General features: G+C 38.6%; 11 protein-coding genes. 3 read left to right on the top strand and 8 right to left on the bottom strand.

Annotation, left to right across the window (positions count from 1 at the left end; genetic code table 11):
- Nucleotides 1-33 precede the first annotated feature (33 nt).
- Together DMZ48_RS05440 and DMZ48_RS05435 are read left to right on the top strand one after the other, a co-directional pair.
- The gene (locus DMZ48_RS05440) at nt 34-750 is read left to right on the top strand and encodes a hypothetical protein (protein ID WP_143954100.1); all 717 of its coding nucleotides are present in this window, start codon (nt 34-36) and stop codon (nt 748-750) included.
- Nucleotides 751-824: 74 nt separating this feature from the next.
- Nucleotides 825-1,061 (top strand): putative signal transducing protein, encoded by a 237-nt coding sequence (locus DMZ48_RS05435; RefSeq protein ID WP_143954099.1) that lies wholly within the window; start codon nt 825-827, stop codon nt 1,059-1,061.
- A 70-nt stretch (nt 1,062-1,131) separates the two neighbouring features.
- On the opposite strand, the gene DMZ48_RS05430 is transcribed toward DMZ48_RS05435, so the two are convergent.
- Nucleotides 1,132-2,757, bottom strand: a complete 1,626-nt coding sequence (locus DMZ48_RS05430) for an ABC-F family ATP-binding cassette domain-containing protein (protein WP_143954098.1) — start codon at nt 2,755-2,757, stop codon at nt 1,132-1,134.
- 186 nt (nt 2,758-2,943) lie between these two features.
- Here DMZ48_RS05430 and DMZ48_RS05425 point away from each other — a divergent pair, with 186 nt between their 5' ends.
- Nucleotides 2,944-4,368 (top strand): TlpA family protein disulfide reductase, encoded by a 1,425-nt coding sequence (locus DMZ48_RS05425; protein ID WP_143954097.1) that lies wholly within the window; start codon nt 2,944-2,946, stop codon nt 4,366-4,368.
- Between the two features lie 108 nt (nt 4,369-4,476).
- On the opposite strand, the gene DMZ48_RS05420 is transcribed toward DMZ48_RS05425, so the two are convergent.
- The 7 genes from DMZ48_RS05420 to DMZ48_RS05390 form a co-directional block, all read right to left on the bottom strand.
- A complete protein-coding gene (locus DMZ48_RS05420; protein WP_143954096.1) occupies nt 4,477-6,747 on the bottom strand; it encodes a Gldg family protein in 2,271 nt (756 codons plus the stop codon).
- 26 nt (nt 6,748-6,773) lie between these two features.
- Nucleotides 6,774-7,712, bottom strand: coding sequence for an ABC transporter ATP-binding protein (locus tag DMZ48_RS05415; protein ID WP_143954095.1), 939 nt, complete (start codon nt 7,710-7,712; stop codon nt 6,774-6,776).
- A gap of 22 nt (nt 7,713-7,734) precedes the next feature.
- On the bottom strand, nt 7,735-9,987 hold the full coding sequence (locus DMZ48_RS05410) for an ABC transporter permease subunit (RefSeq protein WP_143954094.1): 2,253 nt from the start codon (nt 9,985-9,987) through the stop codon (nt 7,735-7,737).
- Between the two features lie 87 nt (nt 9,988-10,074).
- Nucleotides 10,075-11,607 (bottom strand): PKD-like family lipoprotein, encoded by a 1,533-nt coding sequence (locus DMZ48_RS05405; protein ID WP_143954093.1) that lies wholly within the window; start codon nt 11,605-11,607, stop codon nt 10,075-10,077.
- 45 nt (nt 11,608-11,652) lie between these two features.
- Nucleotides 11,653-12,399: a DUF4843 domain-containing protein gene (locus tag DMZ48_RS05400; protein WP_143954092.1), complete on the bottom strand. Its 747-nt coding sequence runs from the start codon at nt 12,397-12,399 to the stop codon at nt 11,653-11,655.
- A 17-nt stretch (nt 12,400-12,416) separates the two neighbouring features.
- On the bottom strand, nt 12,417-13,880 hold the full coding sequence (locus DMZ48_RS05395) for a RagB/SusD family nutrient uptake outer membrane protein (RefSeq protein WP_143954091.1): 1,464 nt from the start codon (nt 13,878-13,880) through the stop codon (nt 12,417-12,419).
- 10 nt (nt 13,881-13,890) lie between these two features.
- A complete protein-coding gene (locus DMZ48_RS05390; protein ID WP_143954090.1) occupies nt 13,891-17,244 on the bottom strand; it encodes a SusC/RagA family TonB-linked outer membrane protein in 3,354 nt (1,117 codons plus the stop codon).
- Between the last annotated feature and the right edge of the window lie 168 nt (nt 17,245-17,412).

The raw sequence follows: 17,412 nt of genomic DNA, 5'->3' as shown, positions 1-17,412 counted from the left end.
TTAAGTAACTTGTAGAAACCAAATGCCTGAATTATGATCAAAAGGATTAATGTAGCTGATAAGCTGAGGAAATACAGGAAAAATAAGGGGCAGGAAGACACACTGTTACTTGCCGTAAAATCTATTCTTAACGACCATCAGACAAGGAATGAAGCGATCACAGCCCGATTAAATGAAGGCAACGATTCATCCCATAATAAATTTAACTTCGACCTGTTGGAAAGTTCTGGAATATATCATCTGGACCACATCAAAGAGATCTGTGTAGATTATCGTTTGAGATTTCTGGAAACACGCTATTTTAAAGGTGATCTACCTAATGAAGCTTTGGAAAGAATAAAGAAACTCGAGGAAGAACACCAAACCACACTTCAAGGCTTCAGGATCGTAGCCCCCTCAGGATCCTTCAGACTCAAGAATGCCGATGATCCGCTTTTATTCGCTCCTATCGGAAACGGCTATTATTACCTGATACATAAATGGGGGAACGATCTTCATCCGTTTAGAAAAATGATGGTACTCCCCTTCAGGAATCTCGGCAACATCATCATCACCACACTTGTCTTCAGCTTACTGGTAACAGCAATGATACCGGTCAGCCTATTTACAAAAGACGCTTCAAATGTCAGTTTCTGGCTATTGTACTTCTTCGTTTTTAAAATGATGGCAACTATCGTAATTTTTTACGGATTCGCCCTGGGTAAAAACTTCAATGAAGCCATCTGGAACAGTAAATATTTTAACGCATAAAATTATTTGGTTAAAAAAATAATGACCGTTTAAACCATATCATAAAATTTATATCTTCGAATAAAAAAGAAAGAATGTCACCTGATAATTACATCAAGATTTTTACAGGAAGTTTGGTACATGCCTCACTTCTTGAAACCAAGTTAAAGAATATCGATATCAATCCAGTGATCAAGAACGAGGCTGAATCGGGAAGACTGGCCGGTTTCGGTCCGAATATCGCCAATCTGGTTGAAGTTTATGTGCATAAGGATGAATATCAAAAGAGTATCCCGTTATTAAACGAACTGGATAAGGAGATCGAAAACTGATCGAAAAATCATAAAACAAAAAACCGGGGAAACCCGGTTTTTTTATGTTTTATATTTATGTGCGCCATGATTAAGCTTCTACAGCATACATTTTATCTCTTTGTTCACGAATCGACTTATCATTCATGTAATCATCAAAGGTCAGGTATCGATCGATGGCTCCGTTAGGGGTAAGTTCGATGACGCGGTTTGCAACTGTCTGAGCAAATTCATGGTCATGTGTTGTCAAAAGGACAGTTCCCGGGAATTTCTTCAATGAATTATTAAAAGCGGTTATACTTTCCAGATCAAGGTGGTTCGTAGGCTCATCGAGCATCAAAACATTTCCTCTCAACATCATCATACGGCTTAGCATACAACGTACCTTCTCTCCTCCGGAAAGCACGCGTCCAGTTTTTAAGGCTTCTTCTCCACTGAAAAGCATTTTTCCAAGGAATCCACGAATGTAAACTTCTTCCCGCTCTTCTTCTGTCTTCGCCCACTGACGCAGCCAATCCACTAAGGTGTTATCATTATCGAAGTATTCCGAGTTATCTACTGGAAGATAGGCTTGTGTGGTTGTTACACCCCATTGAAACTTTCCTGAATCAGGAGTCAGCTTACTATTGATGATCTCATAAAAAGCAGTGGTAGCTCTCGAATCTCTGGATATTACAGCAACCTTATCTCCTTTTGCCAGATTAATGTTTACATCTTTAAAAAGCACTTCACCATCGATCGATGCTGAGAGTTTCTCTATATTCAGGATCTGATCACCTGCTTCACGTTCTCTTTCAAAAATGATAGCCGGATAACGACGACTGGAAGGCTTAATGTCATCCACTTTAAGTTTTTCAAGCATTTTCTTACGTGAGGTAGCCTGCTTACTTTTTGCTACGTTAGCACTGAAACGCTGAATGAATTCCTGTAGTTCTTTCGCTTTTTCCTCAGCCTTTTTATTTTGTTGTGCTCTTTGTCTTGCTGCCAGCTGACTACTTTCATACCAGAATGTATAGTTACCACTGAACAGGTTGATCTTTCCAAAATCTATATCTGCGATACTCGTACAAACAGCATCCAGGAAGTGACGGTCGTGAGATACAACAATAACGGTATTTTCATAATTCGCCAGGAAATTTTCCAGCCAGTTGATAGTTTCAAAATCAAGGTCGTTCGTAGGCTCATCCATGATCAGTACATCAGGATTTCCGAAAAGTGCCTGTGCCAGTAACACCCGTACTTTTAGTTTATTATCAAGATCCTTCATCAGTGTATAATGAAGATCTTCACTGATACCCAGGTTTGACAACATCGCAGCAGCATCACTTTCTGCATTCCATCCGTTCATCTCTTCAAACTGAACCTGAAGCTCCCCTATCTTTTCCGCATTTTCGTCTGAGTAATCCGCATATAACGCATCCATCTCCTGTTTCACCGAGAATAAGGGTTTATTTCCTCTCAAAACGGTTTCCAGAACCGGAAATTCATCATAGGCATAGTGATCCTGTTCAAGAACTGACATTCGTTTTCCCGGCTCTAGATGAACATGGCCACTGGTAGCGTCCTGCTTCCCTGCAAGGATTTTAAGAAAAGTGGATTTCCCGGCACCGTTCGCCCCGATGATACCATAACAGTTACCGTCGGTGAAACTAACGTTCACTTCGTCAAACAAAACTCTTTTACCAAACTGGACTGATAGATTAGATACTGATAACATTACTGCTGTGCTTTATGTAATTTGGCGCAAAAGTAACAAATAAAGCGCAATAATCAGGAATTCAGACAAAAGTTAAAAACGCTTATTTAACTACATGTTAACACACTGCTTATCTCCGCTTTTATAGATTTGTTATAAGTGGTATCATAATATTTACTACAAAAAGTAATTAATTGATTTAGATTAATGAAAAAGCTTTTCATAGCGCTTACTGTCTTATTTACTTACAGCTGCAAAGAAACTCCCGAAATAACCTATTTCGGTGGGGAAATCGTAAATCCTTACGATGATACAATCTATTTGCTGTATGAAGATGACATCATAGATTCCGTCGAACTTGATGATAATAACAGATTCATGTTTGAATTGTCGGATATCAAGGAAGGTCTGTATCGCTTTGAAAATAATGAATACCAACATATCATACTCGAAAAAGGTGACAGTTTACTGATGCGTCTTAACACCATTGACAATAGTTTTGACGAATCTTTGGTATTCTCGGGAAGAGGTGCCGAAAAGAACAATTTTCTGATCGACCTTTTTCTATTGATCGAAGATGAAGAATACTGGCTTATCCCAAACTTTTATGATATCGATCCGGTCCTGTTTGAAAAGAAACTGGATTCACTTCGCGAAATGAAAATGGAGCTTTATGCTGATTTCGTAAAGGAAAATGATAATTCTGACCTTGTCAACCATATTGCTAAGGCTTCTATAGATTATCCATATTACCGAATCAAAGAACAATTCCCTCTTCGACATAAATACAGTAATAACCTGGATTCCGTTCCTCAAATGCCCGAGGGATACTATGGTTACCTGAAAGATATCAGTTACAGCGACTCCGTTCTGGTCTATTACCGTCCATACCTTCAGTTCATGGATAAACATCTGAACCGGCTGGCATTTATGTATTCTCAGAAGCACAGAAAGGACAAAGGCACTGTATGGCCTCTTCAATTCTTTGTTCACAAACTGGACCTGATAGACAGCCTGCTTTCTAAGGATGCTATTAAAGAAGATCTTTTTGAGAGCACGGCATTATCCTATTTCAAGGTCGACCATAATAATTTGAATAACAAAGCTTTTATCGATCACTACCATACGGTTTCACAACATGAAGAGAAACAACATATCATCGATAACATTTACCATTCGATAGTGAACCTTCAGCCTGGTAAAACAGTTCCTACATTGACCTTTGTTGATATGGAAGGTGATCTACGGGAGATCGATTCGCTACATTATCCGGAGCGTACGGTTTATTATTTCTGGTCGATGTCTCAAAAAAATCATACCAAGAATATCCGTAAGCAAATATTTGCACTTCAGGAAAAATTTCCGAATTGCAGATTTATCGGCATCAATATCGACTCCGACCAAAAGATGTGGAAAGATGGTCTGATTGCTGCTAATATGATCGAAGATACAAATCAGTTTCGCGCCAGAAGTTTCGATTATCTCATCAATACTTTGGGTTATATTCAGCCGAACCGGGTGATCGTCGTCGGCAAGAACGGAAAAGTCATCGAAGGCTTTGGTAATATCTTCAACGTAGCTCCCATACTTCAACGGAATGATAGTCGGCTTTCTCAGCGGGTATACCGATAAAATCAGTCTAAAAAATATACCCGACCAATTTCTTACAATGACCGGGTATACACCTACCCTATTATAAATTACTTTGATAACATTCATTCAGATAGGATTACACTAAATCTAAAATCTTTTCCTCCGCATAAGGAGGTATATTCCAGTGATAGCTATTAAGATTGGAAGGAGTATTACAAAAACATATTTCCAGACCAGAATCTGATTTCTGTTAATGGTTATTTCTGTATCCAAAGCTTTAGGTCGGGAAGTTTTAATTGGAAATTTGTCATCTACAAGCCAACTAAAAACTTTCGTAGCAAAAGAAGCATTAACATTCCTTAAATTATTACGTGTCATTTCTGAATTACTAAGAAAATCTGAATCTCCGGAAACGATAATACGCTGTCTGTTATTTTCAAATTGTTTTTCCAGAGCGACTATTACGGGTACTGCTTTCTTTTGCTCTGCACTCGGATCAAATTTAACACGTTCCAGCCCGAGGTCAAAAGGTCCAATTTTACTCCAGACTGTTTCTATATTCGTAATCACAAGGGGAGTTACTTCATAGGTGTTTTGAACTTTCTCAAGGTTTAACCCCATCGCCTTGTTCAAAGTCACAATGGCATCGTCATAGAACTTAATATTCAATTTTTCTGCGACCGGTGGGATCTTTCCCTGAATGAGATCCATTTCAAAATCTTCACTTTCTTCTAACAAGGTACCTTCTAATTTTTCAATACCCAATAAATCGAAAAAGTGGTTAAGATTCTCATTTCCGGGATCCGCTGTAAAAATGGCGTCTCCTCCTGCTAAAAGATAATCGGATATAGAATTTACAACCGTGCTGTCTATTTTTTCAACAGGGTCTGAAACCACCAGTACATCTATTGAATCTATCAATTTATGTCCTGCACTTCCCGTCACTTCAAAAACATCGAATCCCTGATTGATCAATGAGGATCTAACATTGGTACCATTCATAAAAACCTTAAAACCGGAATTATCCAAGATTTGAATATTTCTTTCCCCATGGCCCGATAAAATTCCAATTTTAACCGGATCATCCAAAAGTCTTTTAAACGCAGCTGTGATTTCTCGCTCCCCGGGATAGGCCAGTATATCATCAAACATTCTAAGCGGCGTTGTTTTTCCGTTATAACTTAAAAATCTGACGAGGCGGTTATGCTCAGGCAGCAGATTTATTTCGGATCGGATCTGATTCGGATTCAGCACTTTTTCGAAATCAAATTTATAAGCGGATGCGGCATTCTTTGCTTTTTCACTCAGGGTTAAAACTGTATCCCGGTTATAAGGCACCGTATCATAATATGCTATATAATTCATTTTCATTTCCGGAATGAATCTCCTGTATTTTTCAAAGTGATTTTGATCATCAATTCGATTCAAAGGAGTTCCATATTGGGCCGAATAATGTAAAATATTGACATAGCTGGTGATCTCAACATCTTGTTTGCTATCCATTAAATCAAGAATATTTTGAGAAGTATCGGTTAGCGTTCTGTCTTTAAATCTTGTTGAATCATAATAATAGTTGCATACGGGCATACTGGAAACATATCCTATCCCAACACAAACCAAAACGACTCCTAGATAATTCATAATTTTCCTGGATCTGCTTAGTATAAGACGACTGAATTCAAGTCGCATATAAGTAAAAGCAAGAAACATTAACATAATCACGAAGAAATACACCAGATCCTTTGTGCTGATCAATCCATTCACAAAATTATTAGTGCGACCATTTAAGGAGAACCAATACGTTATTTCCCTTACCAGATCATATTGCTGACCTATTGTTCCAATAAAGTTTAAAAAGGCGAGTACGGCAAGCGTACTGATGGCTGCAACGATCTGATAAGAAGTCAGACTTGACATAAATAACCCTATAGCGGCATAAACACACAGCAACAAATAATTCCCTAATATTCCACCGATTACAAATGGCAGGTCTGCATCCTTTATTCCGATTTCGGCGGGTATTATGAATAAAGAAAGAATACCCATTAATAATAATCCGTAAATCAATAGCGCAAAGTATTTCCCTAATACGATCTGTACATTTGTCACCGGTGATGATACCAATAATTTTATTGACCCCGAACTGAATTCACGGCTAAACAATCCCATGGTCAGTAACGGCACGTACAGATAGAGATTGCGCTGAACCGTTGCGAGTATTCCCTTATCGCCAGCAAACAGAACCTTAGTTAAAACACTTAACGGCCGCCCTAATTGTTGCGAGGTCTCCTGCGTATATAACAGATCGAAAAAAGTAATTCCTGTCTGAATGGTAAACAAAACCAACACCAACCATGCGATCGGCGAGTAAAACATCAGGTTTAATTCGAGTTTTGCAATTCTAAATATTTTTCTCATTCTTTAAGATGTAGGTTTAGTTAGGATTACAAGTTTTGCGGAGCCTTCCCGGATAGTTGAGCAAAAACACCATCAAGAGATGCTTTTTCCAGAAATATTTCATTTAAACTCCATCCTTTAGTCACACTTTCCCGGATCAATCGTTGCGTCATTCCATCACTTTCCTTAAAAAATACCCTAATTGTATTTTTATTAATAATAGAAACATCGGTAACGCCTTCTATCGATTTAATTTCGGATTCATCAGGTATCGTTGTCAATTCCATGATCAGGGAATTCGGTTTGATATAATTATTAAAGGCACTTAAGGTATCCGAGAATACCGTTTGCCCATTTTCGATCATAACGATATCATCACAGGTTGCCTGGACTTCCGATAGGATATGAGTTGAAAGAATCACTGCTCTGTCTTCAGCAATTTCTTTGATGAGCTTTCTAACCTCAAGAATTTGATTCGGATCTAAACCATTAGTAGGTTCATCGAGTACAACCAGTTTAGGATTATGAATTATAGCCTGGGCTAATCCTACCCGTTGCTGATATCCACCGGAAAGATTTTTTATCAGTCGGTTACTAAAATGAGCTATACCACATTTCCTTTTTGCGACATCCAACGCATTTTTTATCTCTGCTTTTGGAATAGATCTCAGGTGTGCGCAATAGGTCAGATATTCATTCACGGTAAGTTCCATATAGAGTGGAGCCTTCTGTGGTAAGAAGCCAATTTGCTTTTTTGCGATTACCGGTTGTTCCCGAATATTAATTCCATCAATCCAAGCTATGCCTTCAGTTTGGCTAATTACACCACACAAAATGTTCATAGTAGTTGATTTTCCAGCTCCATTTGAGCCCAGAAGTCCAAGTATTCTCTGATTAAAAACTTCAAAATTTATATTCTTAATCGCCCAGTCTTTACTATATCGATGTGACAGGCTTTCAACTTTAGCAACACTTAAATGCTTCATTATTTCAGTTTTATGCATTCTATTATTTTTGTTTTCTGGCAATCAGTAAATACACTGCGGTTACCAATAAAAGACCAGGTATGATCATTGTAAGGAAAATTGTCACCCAATTAAGTCCGGCTTGATCAGCTGTAATTTCGTTATCTATGGGTTCCGGGCGATATATCTCAATGGCATATTCACCATTGCTAAACCAGGAGAACAAAGCTGAAGCAAATTCGAAATTCTTTGTTCTAAGATTATACCGGCCTAATTCCCCATTGCTCAAATAATCAGCATCTCCTACGATGGCGATCTTTTGTGTTTTATTCTCTTTCTTTCGTTCAAGCAACCAACCTAAAGGGCTGTTATGCACGGTTTTCTCCGATTGATCTCCGAGTATGCTATCTGAAACTACCGTATTTACCACATTTTGGTCCGTATATAACAAGGGTGTTTTCATAAAATCTGAGCTGTCACTTTCCTCAACGAAAATCGCTCCGGAAAGACTTACGATTCCCCTGGAGGAAGCTGCATCAAAATCAAACCTGACGCTGGTTGTATCAACTTTAGCTATGATAAGATCCTCTTCAAGATCACCGGTAGCACTCAAAAGTTTTCCTTCCCTTAATTTCATGCCCAGGGTTGAAACCAACGGATTCAAATAGTCGGTTTTACCCGGCTCAGCATTTAGAAGCAGATTACCGCCTTCTTGAATATATTTCTTAAGTATAGACAGGACATCTTCGCTATAATGTTCCATCGGATCGGCGATTAGGAGAAACGAAAGTGAATCATTGATCTGATCTAAATTATCACCATCGATGATTTGGAAATCAAATCCCTGATTTATTCTTGAGGAACGTCGGGTAAATTCTTTGATAAAATTTTTATATCCTTTGTCCCCGATTCGCGCAATGTTTCGTTCTCCACTGATATCCAACACCCCTACTATAGCGGGTTTTGTCAGAAGTCTTTTGAATGCCGCTGAGATTTCTGCCTCTCCGGGATAGGCAAGCATATCATAGAACATTCTTAAACTTGTTGATTTTCCATCATATTCCAGCTTTCTGACAAATAAATTGTTCTCTTCGGTAAGATCTGCTATTTTGCGTATCTCTTCAGGTCTTAGAACTGACTCAAAATCAAAACCATAGGCAGTGGCAGAACGTTGTGCCAGTTCTTCTAATGATTTATATTTGGTATCCCTGTCTGTGAACGTAGAATCGTAATAGGCAACATAGTTCATTTCCATATCCGGCAAAAATCTCCTGTACTGGTCAAATTGCTTTCGATCGAAAATCCTCCATTTAGGAGAACCTAAATGTGCATAATTATTAATTATATTGACGTAGGTAGTCAGTGTAACCGGCTTATCTATCTGATGTAACAGGTTCTTTGTTTGCTTAGTAAGTGTCATTTTATCGAATCTGGTGGTATCCAGATACAGATCTAGAAAGGAAACTGTACTCAAGAAACCTACTGCGGTTAAGCAGACTAATAGTTTCGTTATTCTTATGGCTGCATGTTTAAAAGGTATCTTATTCTTCGCCTTTTCCAGTTGGAAAACGGTAAGCATCAGAAAAAACAGAATCACTGCAATGAAATAAATTACATCCCTGCTTCCGATCAATCCATTGATAAAATTATCGACCCTACCAGATATCGAAAGCCAATAGGTTATATTCCGAATGATATCGATACTCTGGCCTACCTCACCTATGTAATGAAGAGCAGCCAACAATCCTAAAGTACTGATAGCCGCCACCACCTGATAAGTGGTGAGTGAAGACATAAATATTCCAATAGCAGCATAGGTACATATTAAAAGATACAGCCCCAATATCCCGCCTAAAACATAGCGTACATCGAAATTTTCAATGGATAGCACGCCTGTACCCATTACCATTAACAAGGCAACGCATAGAAATATACCGTAGATCATAAAGGCAACGTATTTTCCAAGAACTATTTGGAAATTACTTACCGGAGAACTAAACAGTAATTTTATCGTCCCTGAACTCATTTCTTTGCTAAATGTCCCCATGGTTAATAAGGGAATGAACAGATATAGCCTGTTCTTTACAGTAGACAGAAACCCACGATCACCTCCAAAAATACTATATGTGAGATCCTTTAAGTCATTCCCTAATTGTTGACTATTCGCTTTAGCTTCGAGCAGATCCGTAAATGACAAACCGCTTTGCAGGGCAAATAGTATTAATAAGATCCAGGCAATGGGTGAATAGAACAGAACGCTTAACTCCAGCTTGGTTATTTCAATGATTTTTTTCATAAACTTTTTTATGTCTTTTAGGACAATAAAATCCCTGTCCTTTAAAAAAGGAGCTGTGTAAATTCAAAAAGAACAGGGATTTGTTTTTTACAATTGTGTGGTTATCGCTGTAATTCGGTCAAACCCTGAAAAGGTTTTTACATTGGGTAAATCGACATTTCCAACTCCGGTATTTATAAGCGGTAACAAATAGACTTCACCTTCTACACCATCATATGAAGATAAAATCAATGACTTGTTATTCAACGCAAGATAAGAACCCGATCTCCATGGATAATCCGCCTGACGATATACCTGCAGGGTAGTGATCTCTGCTCCGTCAGGAACAGAATACCTTTCGGCAATTACCGGTGTTGAAGAACTATAGATTATTGCATACACTTTATCTCCTGAAGCATAATAAAGTATATCCTGATCATTTAAAAATGCAAAATGTTCAGCTTCACTAATTCCCGGTGCTTCACTCAGATCAAAATACCCCAGTGGGTTCGGTGGATAAGGAGAAGGATAATTACTTTCACCGCCATCAAACGTATATAATTCTACCTTACCTGAATTCTGATCCTTTAATAAATGCATAAAGCCTCCATCCGTATTAACATCAGCTGCTAAAATGACTCTGTCCGGTACATTGGCTGGATCGAAATTTCCATTGGTAATTGCTGGAATCGGATACATGGTATTGTCTCCAAACTGTGTAATCGACGGTTGATAGATAAATTGACCACTTTCCTGCTCATAAAAGGTTATAACCACTGCAGGATTAGAAATTGGATTCGCGGCAATTTTACCCGGTACCTGATAGTCTGAAGAAAATGGAAGTCCATATCTGCTTGAAGCTCCGAGATACGTGGAGGTCAGGCGACCACTATCTATATACATGTCACCCTGATAAACACCTAAAATCGCATCAGGCGAATAACTGTCTTTTGCAGCATAAAAAAGATCATCGTTACTACCCCCAAACGTATAATCAAAGGTATTTATACGATACAGATCAGCATCTGATATGGCATAAATGGCATCTTCGCCATATACCCTGGCAAATCGCATTTGCTTAATTATCCCTGCTAGGGTAGTTCCATTCAGTGCGGAATACACATGATGCTTTACACTATTTTCAGTAAGATCCGGAGTGAATTCCGGTGCCATTATGTGACTGATATCGGTATTTACACCATCAGAGGTTTCGGCAATCACCAATCCTTCACCAATATTATTTAAAACCTTAACAGGCCAGGCCATCAGGGAAGCAATACCATTTGCTTTATTGGTTACTGTTAATACTAATTGATGTGCATAGTTAGAAGATGTAGGTTTAAACTCTATAGGGTAATCGAGCGTAGCTTCAGTTCCAATAATTTGATATAAGGTGTCATTGGGTTCAAGATTGATTTTCCAGGAATAATCAAGATCATCCTCTGAAATGCCTTCATAAGCTATTTCCGGAGCTACTTTTAAATTCTCAAATTGATACACCGAAAGGCTTCCTATGCCTGTAGTGTCGATTACAACTGTAGGAATCTCGTTGACATCCAATGAACTCTCGTCATTAAAACAGGCAACACTGAGAAATCCCACTATAATAAATAATGATCTGTATATAATAGATTTTTTCATATTCAAATAATTTCAAACCAGATGAGATTCATCCGGATATTCAACTTAATCATATAATTCATGGGTGTAATAAATTGGTACGATCTCCTCTCCTGCATTTGGTCCATCATCATGAAGCATCGGTTCCCCTGGATGTTCTAAATTATATTGCTTGATATAATCTCCGAATTCAGTACCTTTTACCTGAGCACCAGTTGGTCCTAACGCTCTGTAATCATTAATTGTAAAACTGGTCATTCCGGTGGAGATCACAAAGGCACGATAGGCATTGGAACTCGGATGTCTACAGAAGAAATACCTGTAATACGTCCAGGCAGGCACTAAAACCTTATTGGTCCAGGTAAATACATAATCTACCTGTTCGGTATTACCCACAGTAAAATCATCTGAATTCGAAATTTGCAGATGAACGGCTACCTCCGTAGAATCTAATACGGTTGAGTTTAAAACTTTCAGATGCAGCTTTCCAAGAAACGCACCCGAAGGAACAATTCCCTGTAATATTTCATACTGAGAAGAAGTTGCAGTGGTGAGTGAATCTTCGATAACCGTTACATTGAAGTAACGATCGTAACTGGCAGAATCACCGATAATCCTCACCGGAATTTCTGCTTCATACTCAGAAGATTCATTCCCCAGAAAGCTATACCCGGAAGCATAGGTTCTCGAATCATTGTTCACCACAAAATTAATCGCGGCATCGGCTTCAAAGGAACCGATCTCATCTCTTTCACATGATATCATCAAAAGTACAGCTATCAAAATTGAAAGAATATTGAAATAATTTTTCATGCTAATATTATTTGATATTACTGATTATTACCATATTGATATTCATTGTCTGGATAAGGAAGCATATAGACAGTATCATCCAGTTCTATCGTTTCGGAAACCCCATAAATTTTGGTGGTGCCGGTTCTTTTGTAGTAGTAGAACAATTGTCCTTCACATAAGAATTCCTTGCGATATTCCTTCATGAGCTCCTCCTGCATTGATGCTGCATCAACAACTTCAATGTCTTCCAGAATACCTCTGCTTTGGCGAACGGTATTCAGTACATCAGCGGCTTGATCCAGCTGGTTATTGTTGATATAGTTTTCGGCCAGTATATAATACATTTCAGAAATCTTCATGAGCGGCATCTGATTTGGATAGGTGTTGCCTTCCTGAATCAATTTAACGTTTACCAACCCTCTTGTTTGCGGACGGATTAAGGAATTATATCGCACATCGGCAATACCCACATTAGTATTAGAAGTTTCAAAATACTCCTGAATTGCGGTTTGTGTAAAATACAGGGCATTGTAATTGGTACCATCATCACTGGCATCCATTATTGGGTTAACCATATCGCTGAACCCATCAATATCCAGACAGAACAACAATTCGGGATACAGGATCGGATCATTTGCAATATCATAACTATCCGAATTTATCAGCCCTGCAAAAGAATCTTCGATTATTTCTTCAGCGATCACAGCTGCCGCCGTATCATCACCCTCCCATAACAGAACTCTGGCCATCAAAGACTTTACTGCAAAATAGTTCATTCGCTGCTCGCGATTATCATAGAAACCGTTTCTGTTAACTTCGATATAATAGTTAGCAGGCTTGTCACCCGGGAAGATCGGATCTTCTTCGAGTAGTTCCATGGATAATTCGAGATCTGCCTTCATCTTCGAAAGCACTTCGTTATACGATACCTGAGGTGTCACTTCCTTTTTAAATTCAGTGATATAAGGTATGGTGTTGGAATTGAGAAGTTCCGGGCGATCTTTAAGATCTCCATAACCGTACAGTCGCATGAGGTCAAAATGCAGAAACACCCGCAACCCAAGCAATTCACCCTTGATTATTGAATAATCTATTGGATCGAGTATACTTTCCTGTTCATCGATATAGGTTAAGGCCAGATTTACGTTTGCAATCGCCCCATAAGATTTAATCCATAAGGCATCGACCTGAGACGTTGACTCAGCGGTTCGGTATGAGAACATTTGCACATCATTATAATCTGCTAAAGCTGGTAAAACCGCATATTGCTGGCTTAAAAGATCTACCAGGTTCCAGGTCATATCCTTTCCATATAATTCCGAAGAAGTCATAGTGATATAAACGCCCATCAAAGCATCTTTGAATCCATCTGCATCTGAAAATTGATCTTTAGCTGGAATCTGTGTGTTTGATGCTTCATCCAACCAGTCATCCGAACACCCGGAAAGCGTTCCCAGAAGTACTAGTATTAACAATATATTATTTAATCTAAATTTCATAATCTCATTTTTAGAAGTTGGCCATTAAAGAAAAAGACATTGTTCTGGAAAAAGGATAACTTGTACCTCGCTCTATACGAATCGTACTGAACTGTGCTACATTGTTCATGTTAAAGCTAAATCGAAGTCGATCGATTCCTAAAAAGGAAGTCACCCCATGCGTAAAATCGTAATATGCGCTTATCGATGCTAAATCAAGTTCATTTCTATCCTGCACAAATCTCGAAGTGGGTCTGGTAAGTTCAGTATATCGTTGAAATACATTAGATTCATTATAATATCCTAATCCTTTAAACAGCGTATTATCTCCGGGTTGCTGCCATCTTCCGGTCAAGACTCTTTTATCAACATTATAATTCATATCAACATTTTCTACACGATCGACCAGTGTTTGATTGTAGAGTTGACCACCTCCAAGATATCTTGCCATCACACTAAATCCAAAACCTTCAAATTCTCCGGAAATCCCGAAAAGGCCTCTATACTTAGGATTTGAATTTCCGATGACCACCTGATCATTGGCATCCCAGTCGTAGGTGGTACTACCATCTCGTTTCACATAGATTTCCTTCCCATTCGATGGATCGATACCCAACGATGGAACTCCCCAAATCGCATCCATTGACATCCCATCTTCATAGCGATGTACCGGGGTGTTATTTTCGTCATCAGCTGCTAATTCATCCTGTAAATCATTGAAGCTTTGCATAGCATCTGAAAGTTCTACGATCTTATTCTCATTGGTACTGATCCCCGCATTCAACGAAATATAATTTCTATCCTGCGACCATACCAAATAACTTGCATTCACTTCAACACCTCTATTTCGAACCTTTCCAAGGTTATCTTTAACACTATCGAATCCGGTGGTGTACGAAAGTGAGATGTCTGTAATCAGGTTTTCCGTTGTGCTCTCATAATAGTCATAACGCAAAGTCAACCCACCGATCTTAACATCAAGACCCGTATCCAGATCGAACTTGGTTTCCCATTGTAACCCGGGGTTCCCCATATTAAGAACATAAGATCCTACATGATCCTGGTATCTGGAATTCAGGTAATAACCATAGGTTACTATCGATTCATTACTATTAAAGTTTTGATTACCTGTAGAACCGATCGATCCGCGAATTTTTAACTGATCGAAAATCCCATTCTTTAAGAATGATTCATTATGGATATTCCAGCCTAAACCAACACTCCAAAAATTTGACCAGCGTTTGTCATCGCCAAACTGGGATGAAGCACTGGTTCTAAAAGTAACATCAGACAGAAACCTATTGTCATATACATATGAGCCAACAGCCAGAAAACCTAGATCTCTGGAGGTCCCAGAAATAGCGGTAGGTCTGCCATCGAGTTCATATCCGTTAGCGAATGATATATCCTGCATTCTGCTACTTGGAAATCCTTCGGCAACGACCATAGTTTCTTCAAAATCACGATCGCTCAAATTAAATCCAAGGTTAGAGAAGATATGATGTTTCCCAATCAATTTGGAATATTGCAGGTTTATATCTGTATACAGGTAATTACTACTTCCATTATTCACTTGATAAGATCCTTTACGATCTTCATCTTCACTGGAATAGAATTCAAACATCGTGTGAGATGCCGGGTAAAATTCGTCGGCTTTACTCTTCTTGATATCTACCCCAACCCGACCGATAGCCTTCAATGCAGGACTGATCTGCCATTCGATATAAAAGTTATTTATGAAATTGAAATAGTTTGAGGTATTAACACTGCTAAGGGTGCTATTATACAATGGATTTGTATATCGCTCTCCATTTGGTCCGATCTCCGAATAATAGGGAATAGAACCATCGATATTTGTTGCACGCCAATATGGATTCATTTGTACATATTCACTAAACTCACCATACGGAGATTCTGTAGCTTCGTTATTATTAACGGTAGTAATATTTTTGAAATTGACATTTTTAACCCGGTAAAAAGCCGTAAGACTTCCACCGATATTCTCTCGCCCTGATCCTTTCATCACTCCTTCGAGTTTACGATAATTGAGATCTGCAAGCAATCGAAGGTTATCACCTCCCAATTCCACGCCCAGGGCATGTCGTTGTCCGATCCCGTTCCGAAGCGGCTTCGCCATCCAGTCGGTATCTAAACCTTTCTGGGCGAGCGTCAGTCTGGAATTATACAATTGCTGTAATTGTACATAGGTATCAGGATCACCGGACAGATACATTCCGTCGAGCTGTTCAGCCTGAAGCTTTTCTATTGAATTTGTCAGATTATAACTATCGAGATCTGGCAATTCAATGTCCACGTTTACATTATAAGTAATGCGTACTTCATCATCAGAAAGTTTGGTAGTTTCGATAACGATCACACCATTTGCCGCCCTTGACCCGTACATAGCCTTAGAGGCCGCATCTTTTAGGATGGTTAGTCTTTCAATACGGTTAAAGTCAAGGTCGAAAATTCTCTCAGCTGAGGCTTCAAAACCATTTAAGATGAATAATGGCTGGTTCGGACTCTTAAGGTAGTTTCCCTTGAGTCCATCGGTTTCCGACTGTCCCGGAAAGGTTGAAGTCCCTCTGATTTGTATATCCGGAATATTATTAGGGTTGGAACCTGCCCCAAAATTATCGACAAGTATAATCGAAGGATCTATATTTTGAATGGCTTGAAATACATTCAGATTTCCTACCTTTCTCAATTCTTCCTTTCCAACCGTAACTGTCGAACCAGTAAAGCTTTCACTTTTTCGTTCAAACATCCCGGTCACGACAACCTCTGAGAGTTCCTCGGTATCCTCCTCCAAAACTATATTCAGGATGGATTGCTCACCGATCACTATATGCTGTGTCACAAAACCGATATGGCTGATGGAAAGTGTATCATTTACGGTTGCACTGATGGAAAACTTTCCTTCCATATCAGTGACCACCCCTTTTGAAGTATTGACATTTACGATGTAAACCCCCGGAAAAGCATATCCCGAAACATCGGTAACAATCCCGTTAATGTTCTGCTGGTACACAGGAGGATCCTGCTTACCAAATAATTGAACCATCATCTTTGCATAAAACGACTTTTTGGTAACAATTATATGTGTCCCCATTATTTTATAACTGATGTCTGTAGACTCCTTAAAAATAACGTCCAAAACCTTCTCTAAAGGCTGTTGCTTCAGGTTTATGGAAATATTTCGATTCGTATCTACATCATCTGAATTATAAAAGAATGTATAGTCAGTTTGTCTTTCGATCTCGTTAAATATCTGCTTAACCGTGGCCTTTTCAATTGAAATACTGACTTTATTTTTCTGACCATAAAAGGTATAAGCATGTAATTGACAAAATGAGAAAGCTACCAGTAAAACAGTAATTTTCATTTTTAAATCAAATTTAAAAGGATAGAATAGAGGATCTTTTATCCTCAAAGGAATTTTCATAAATTTGTTTTTTTGGTGGTTGAACTTCGTTAGTAATCACTAGAATTCTATCGGAGAACGCCGCAATCGTTCTCCGATTCTTCTTTAGGTTTCTATATGAAACACGAA

The sequence above is a fragment of the Robertkochia solimangrovi genome, assembly GCF_007279655.1.
GTDB classification, from domain to species: Bacteria; Bacteroidota; Bacteroidia; order Flavobacteriales; family Flavobacteriaceae; genus Robertkochia; species Robertkochia solimangrovi.
Note: the sequence above shows the minus strand (reverse complement) of the source record. Positions and strands in the feature narration are given on the sequence as shown.

Coding starts and splice junctions, on each gene's coding strand:
- DMZ48_RS05410 (WP_143954094.1), bottom strand. CDS start 9,987: ATGAAAAAAATCATTGAAATAACCAAGCTGGAGTTAAGCGTTCTGTTC.
- DMZ48_RS05390 (WP_143954090.1), bottom strand. CDS start 17,244: ATGAAAATTACTGTTTTACTGGTAGCTTTCTCATTTTGTCAATTACAT.
- DMZ48_RS05440 (WP_143954100.1), top strand. CDS start 34: ATGATCAAAAGGATTAATGTAGCTGATAAGCTGAGGAAATACAGGAAA.
- DMZ48_RS05395 (WP_143954091.1), bottom strand. CDS start 13,880: ATGAAATTTAGATTAAATAATATATTGTTAATACTAGTACTTCTGGGA.
- DMZ48_RS05400 (WP_143954092.1), bottom strand. CDS start 12,399: ATGAAAAATTATTTCAATATTCTTTCAATTTTGATAGCTGTACTTTTG.
- DMZ48_RS05430 (WP_143954098.1), bottom strand. CDS start 2,757: ATGTTATCAGTATCTAATCTATCAGTCCAGTTTGGTAAAAGAGTTTTG.
- DMZ48_RS05415 (WP_143954095.1), bottom strand. CDS start 7,712: ATGAAGCATTTAAGTGTTGCTAAAGTTGAAAGCCTGTCACATCGATAT.
- DMZ48_RS05425 (WP_143954097.1), top strand. CDS start 2,944: ATGAAAAAGCTTTTCATAGCGCTTACTGTCTTATTTACTTACAGCTGC.
- DMZ48_RS05420 (WP_143954096.1), bottom strand. CDS start 6,747: ATGAGAAAAATATTTAGAATTGCAAAACTCGAATTAAACCTGATGTTT.
- DMZ48_RS05435 (WP_143954099.1), top strand. CDS start 825: ATGTCACCTGATAATTACATCAAGATTTTTACAGGAAGTTTGGTACAT.
- DMZ48_RS05405 (WP_143954093.1), bottom strand. CDS start 11,607: ATGAAAAAATCTATTATATACAGATCATTATTTATTATAGTGGGATTT.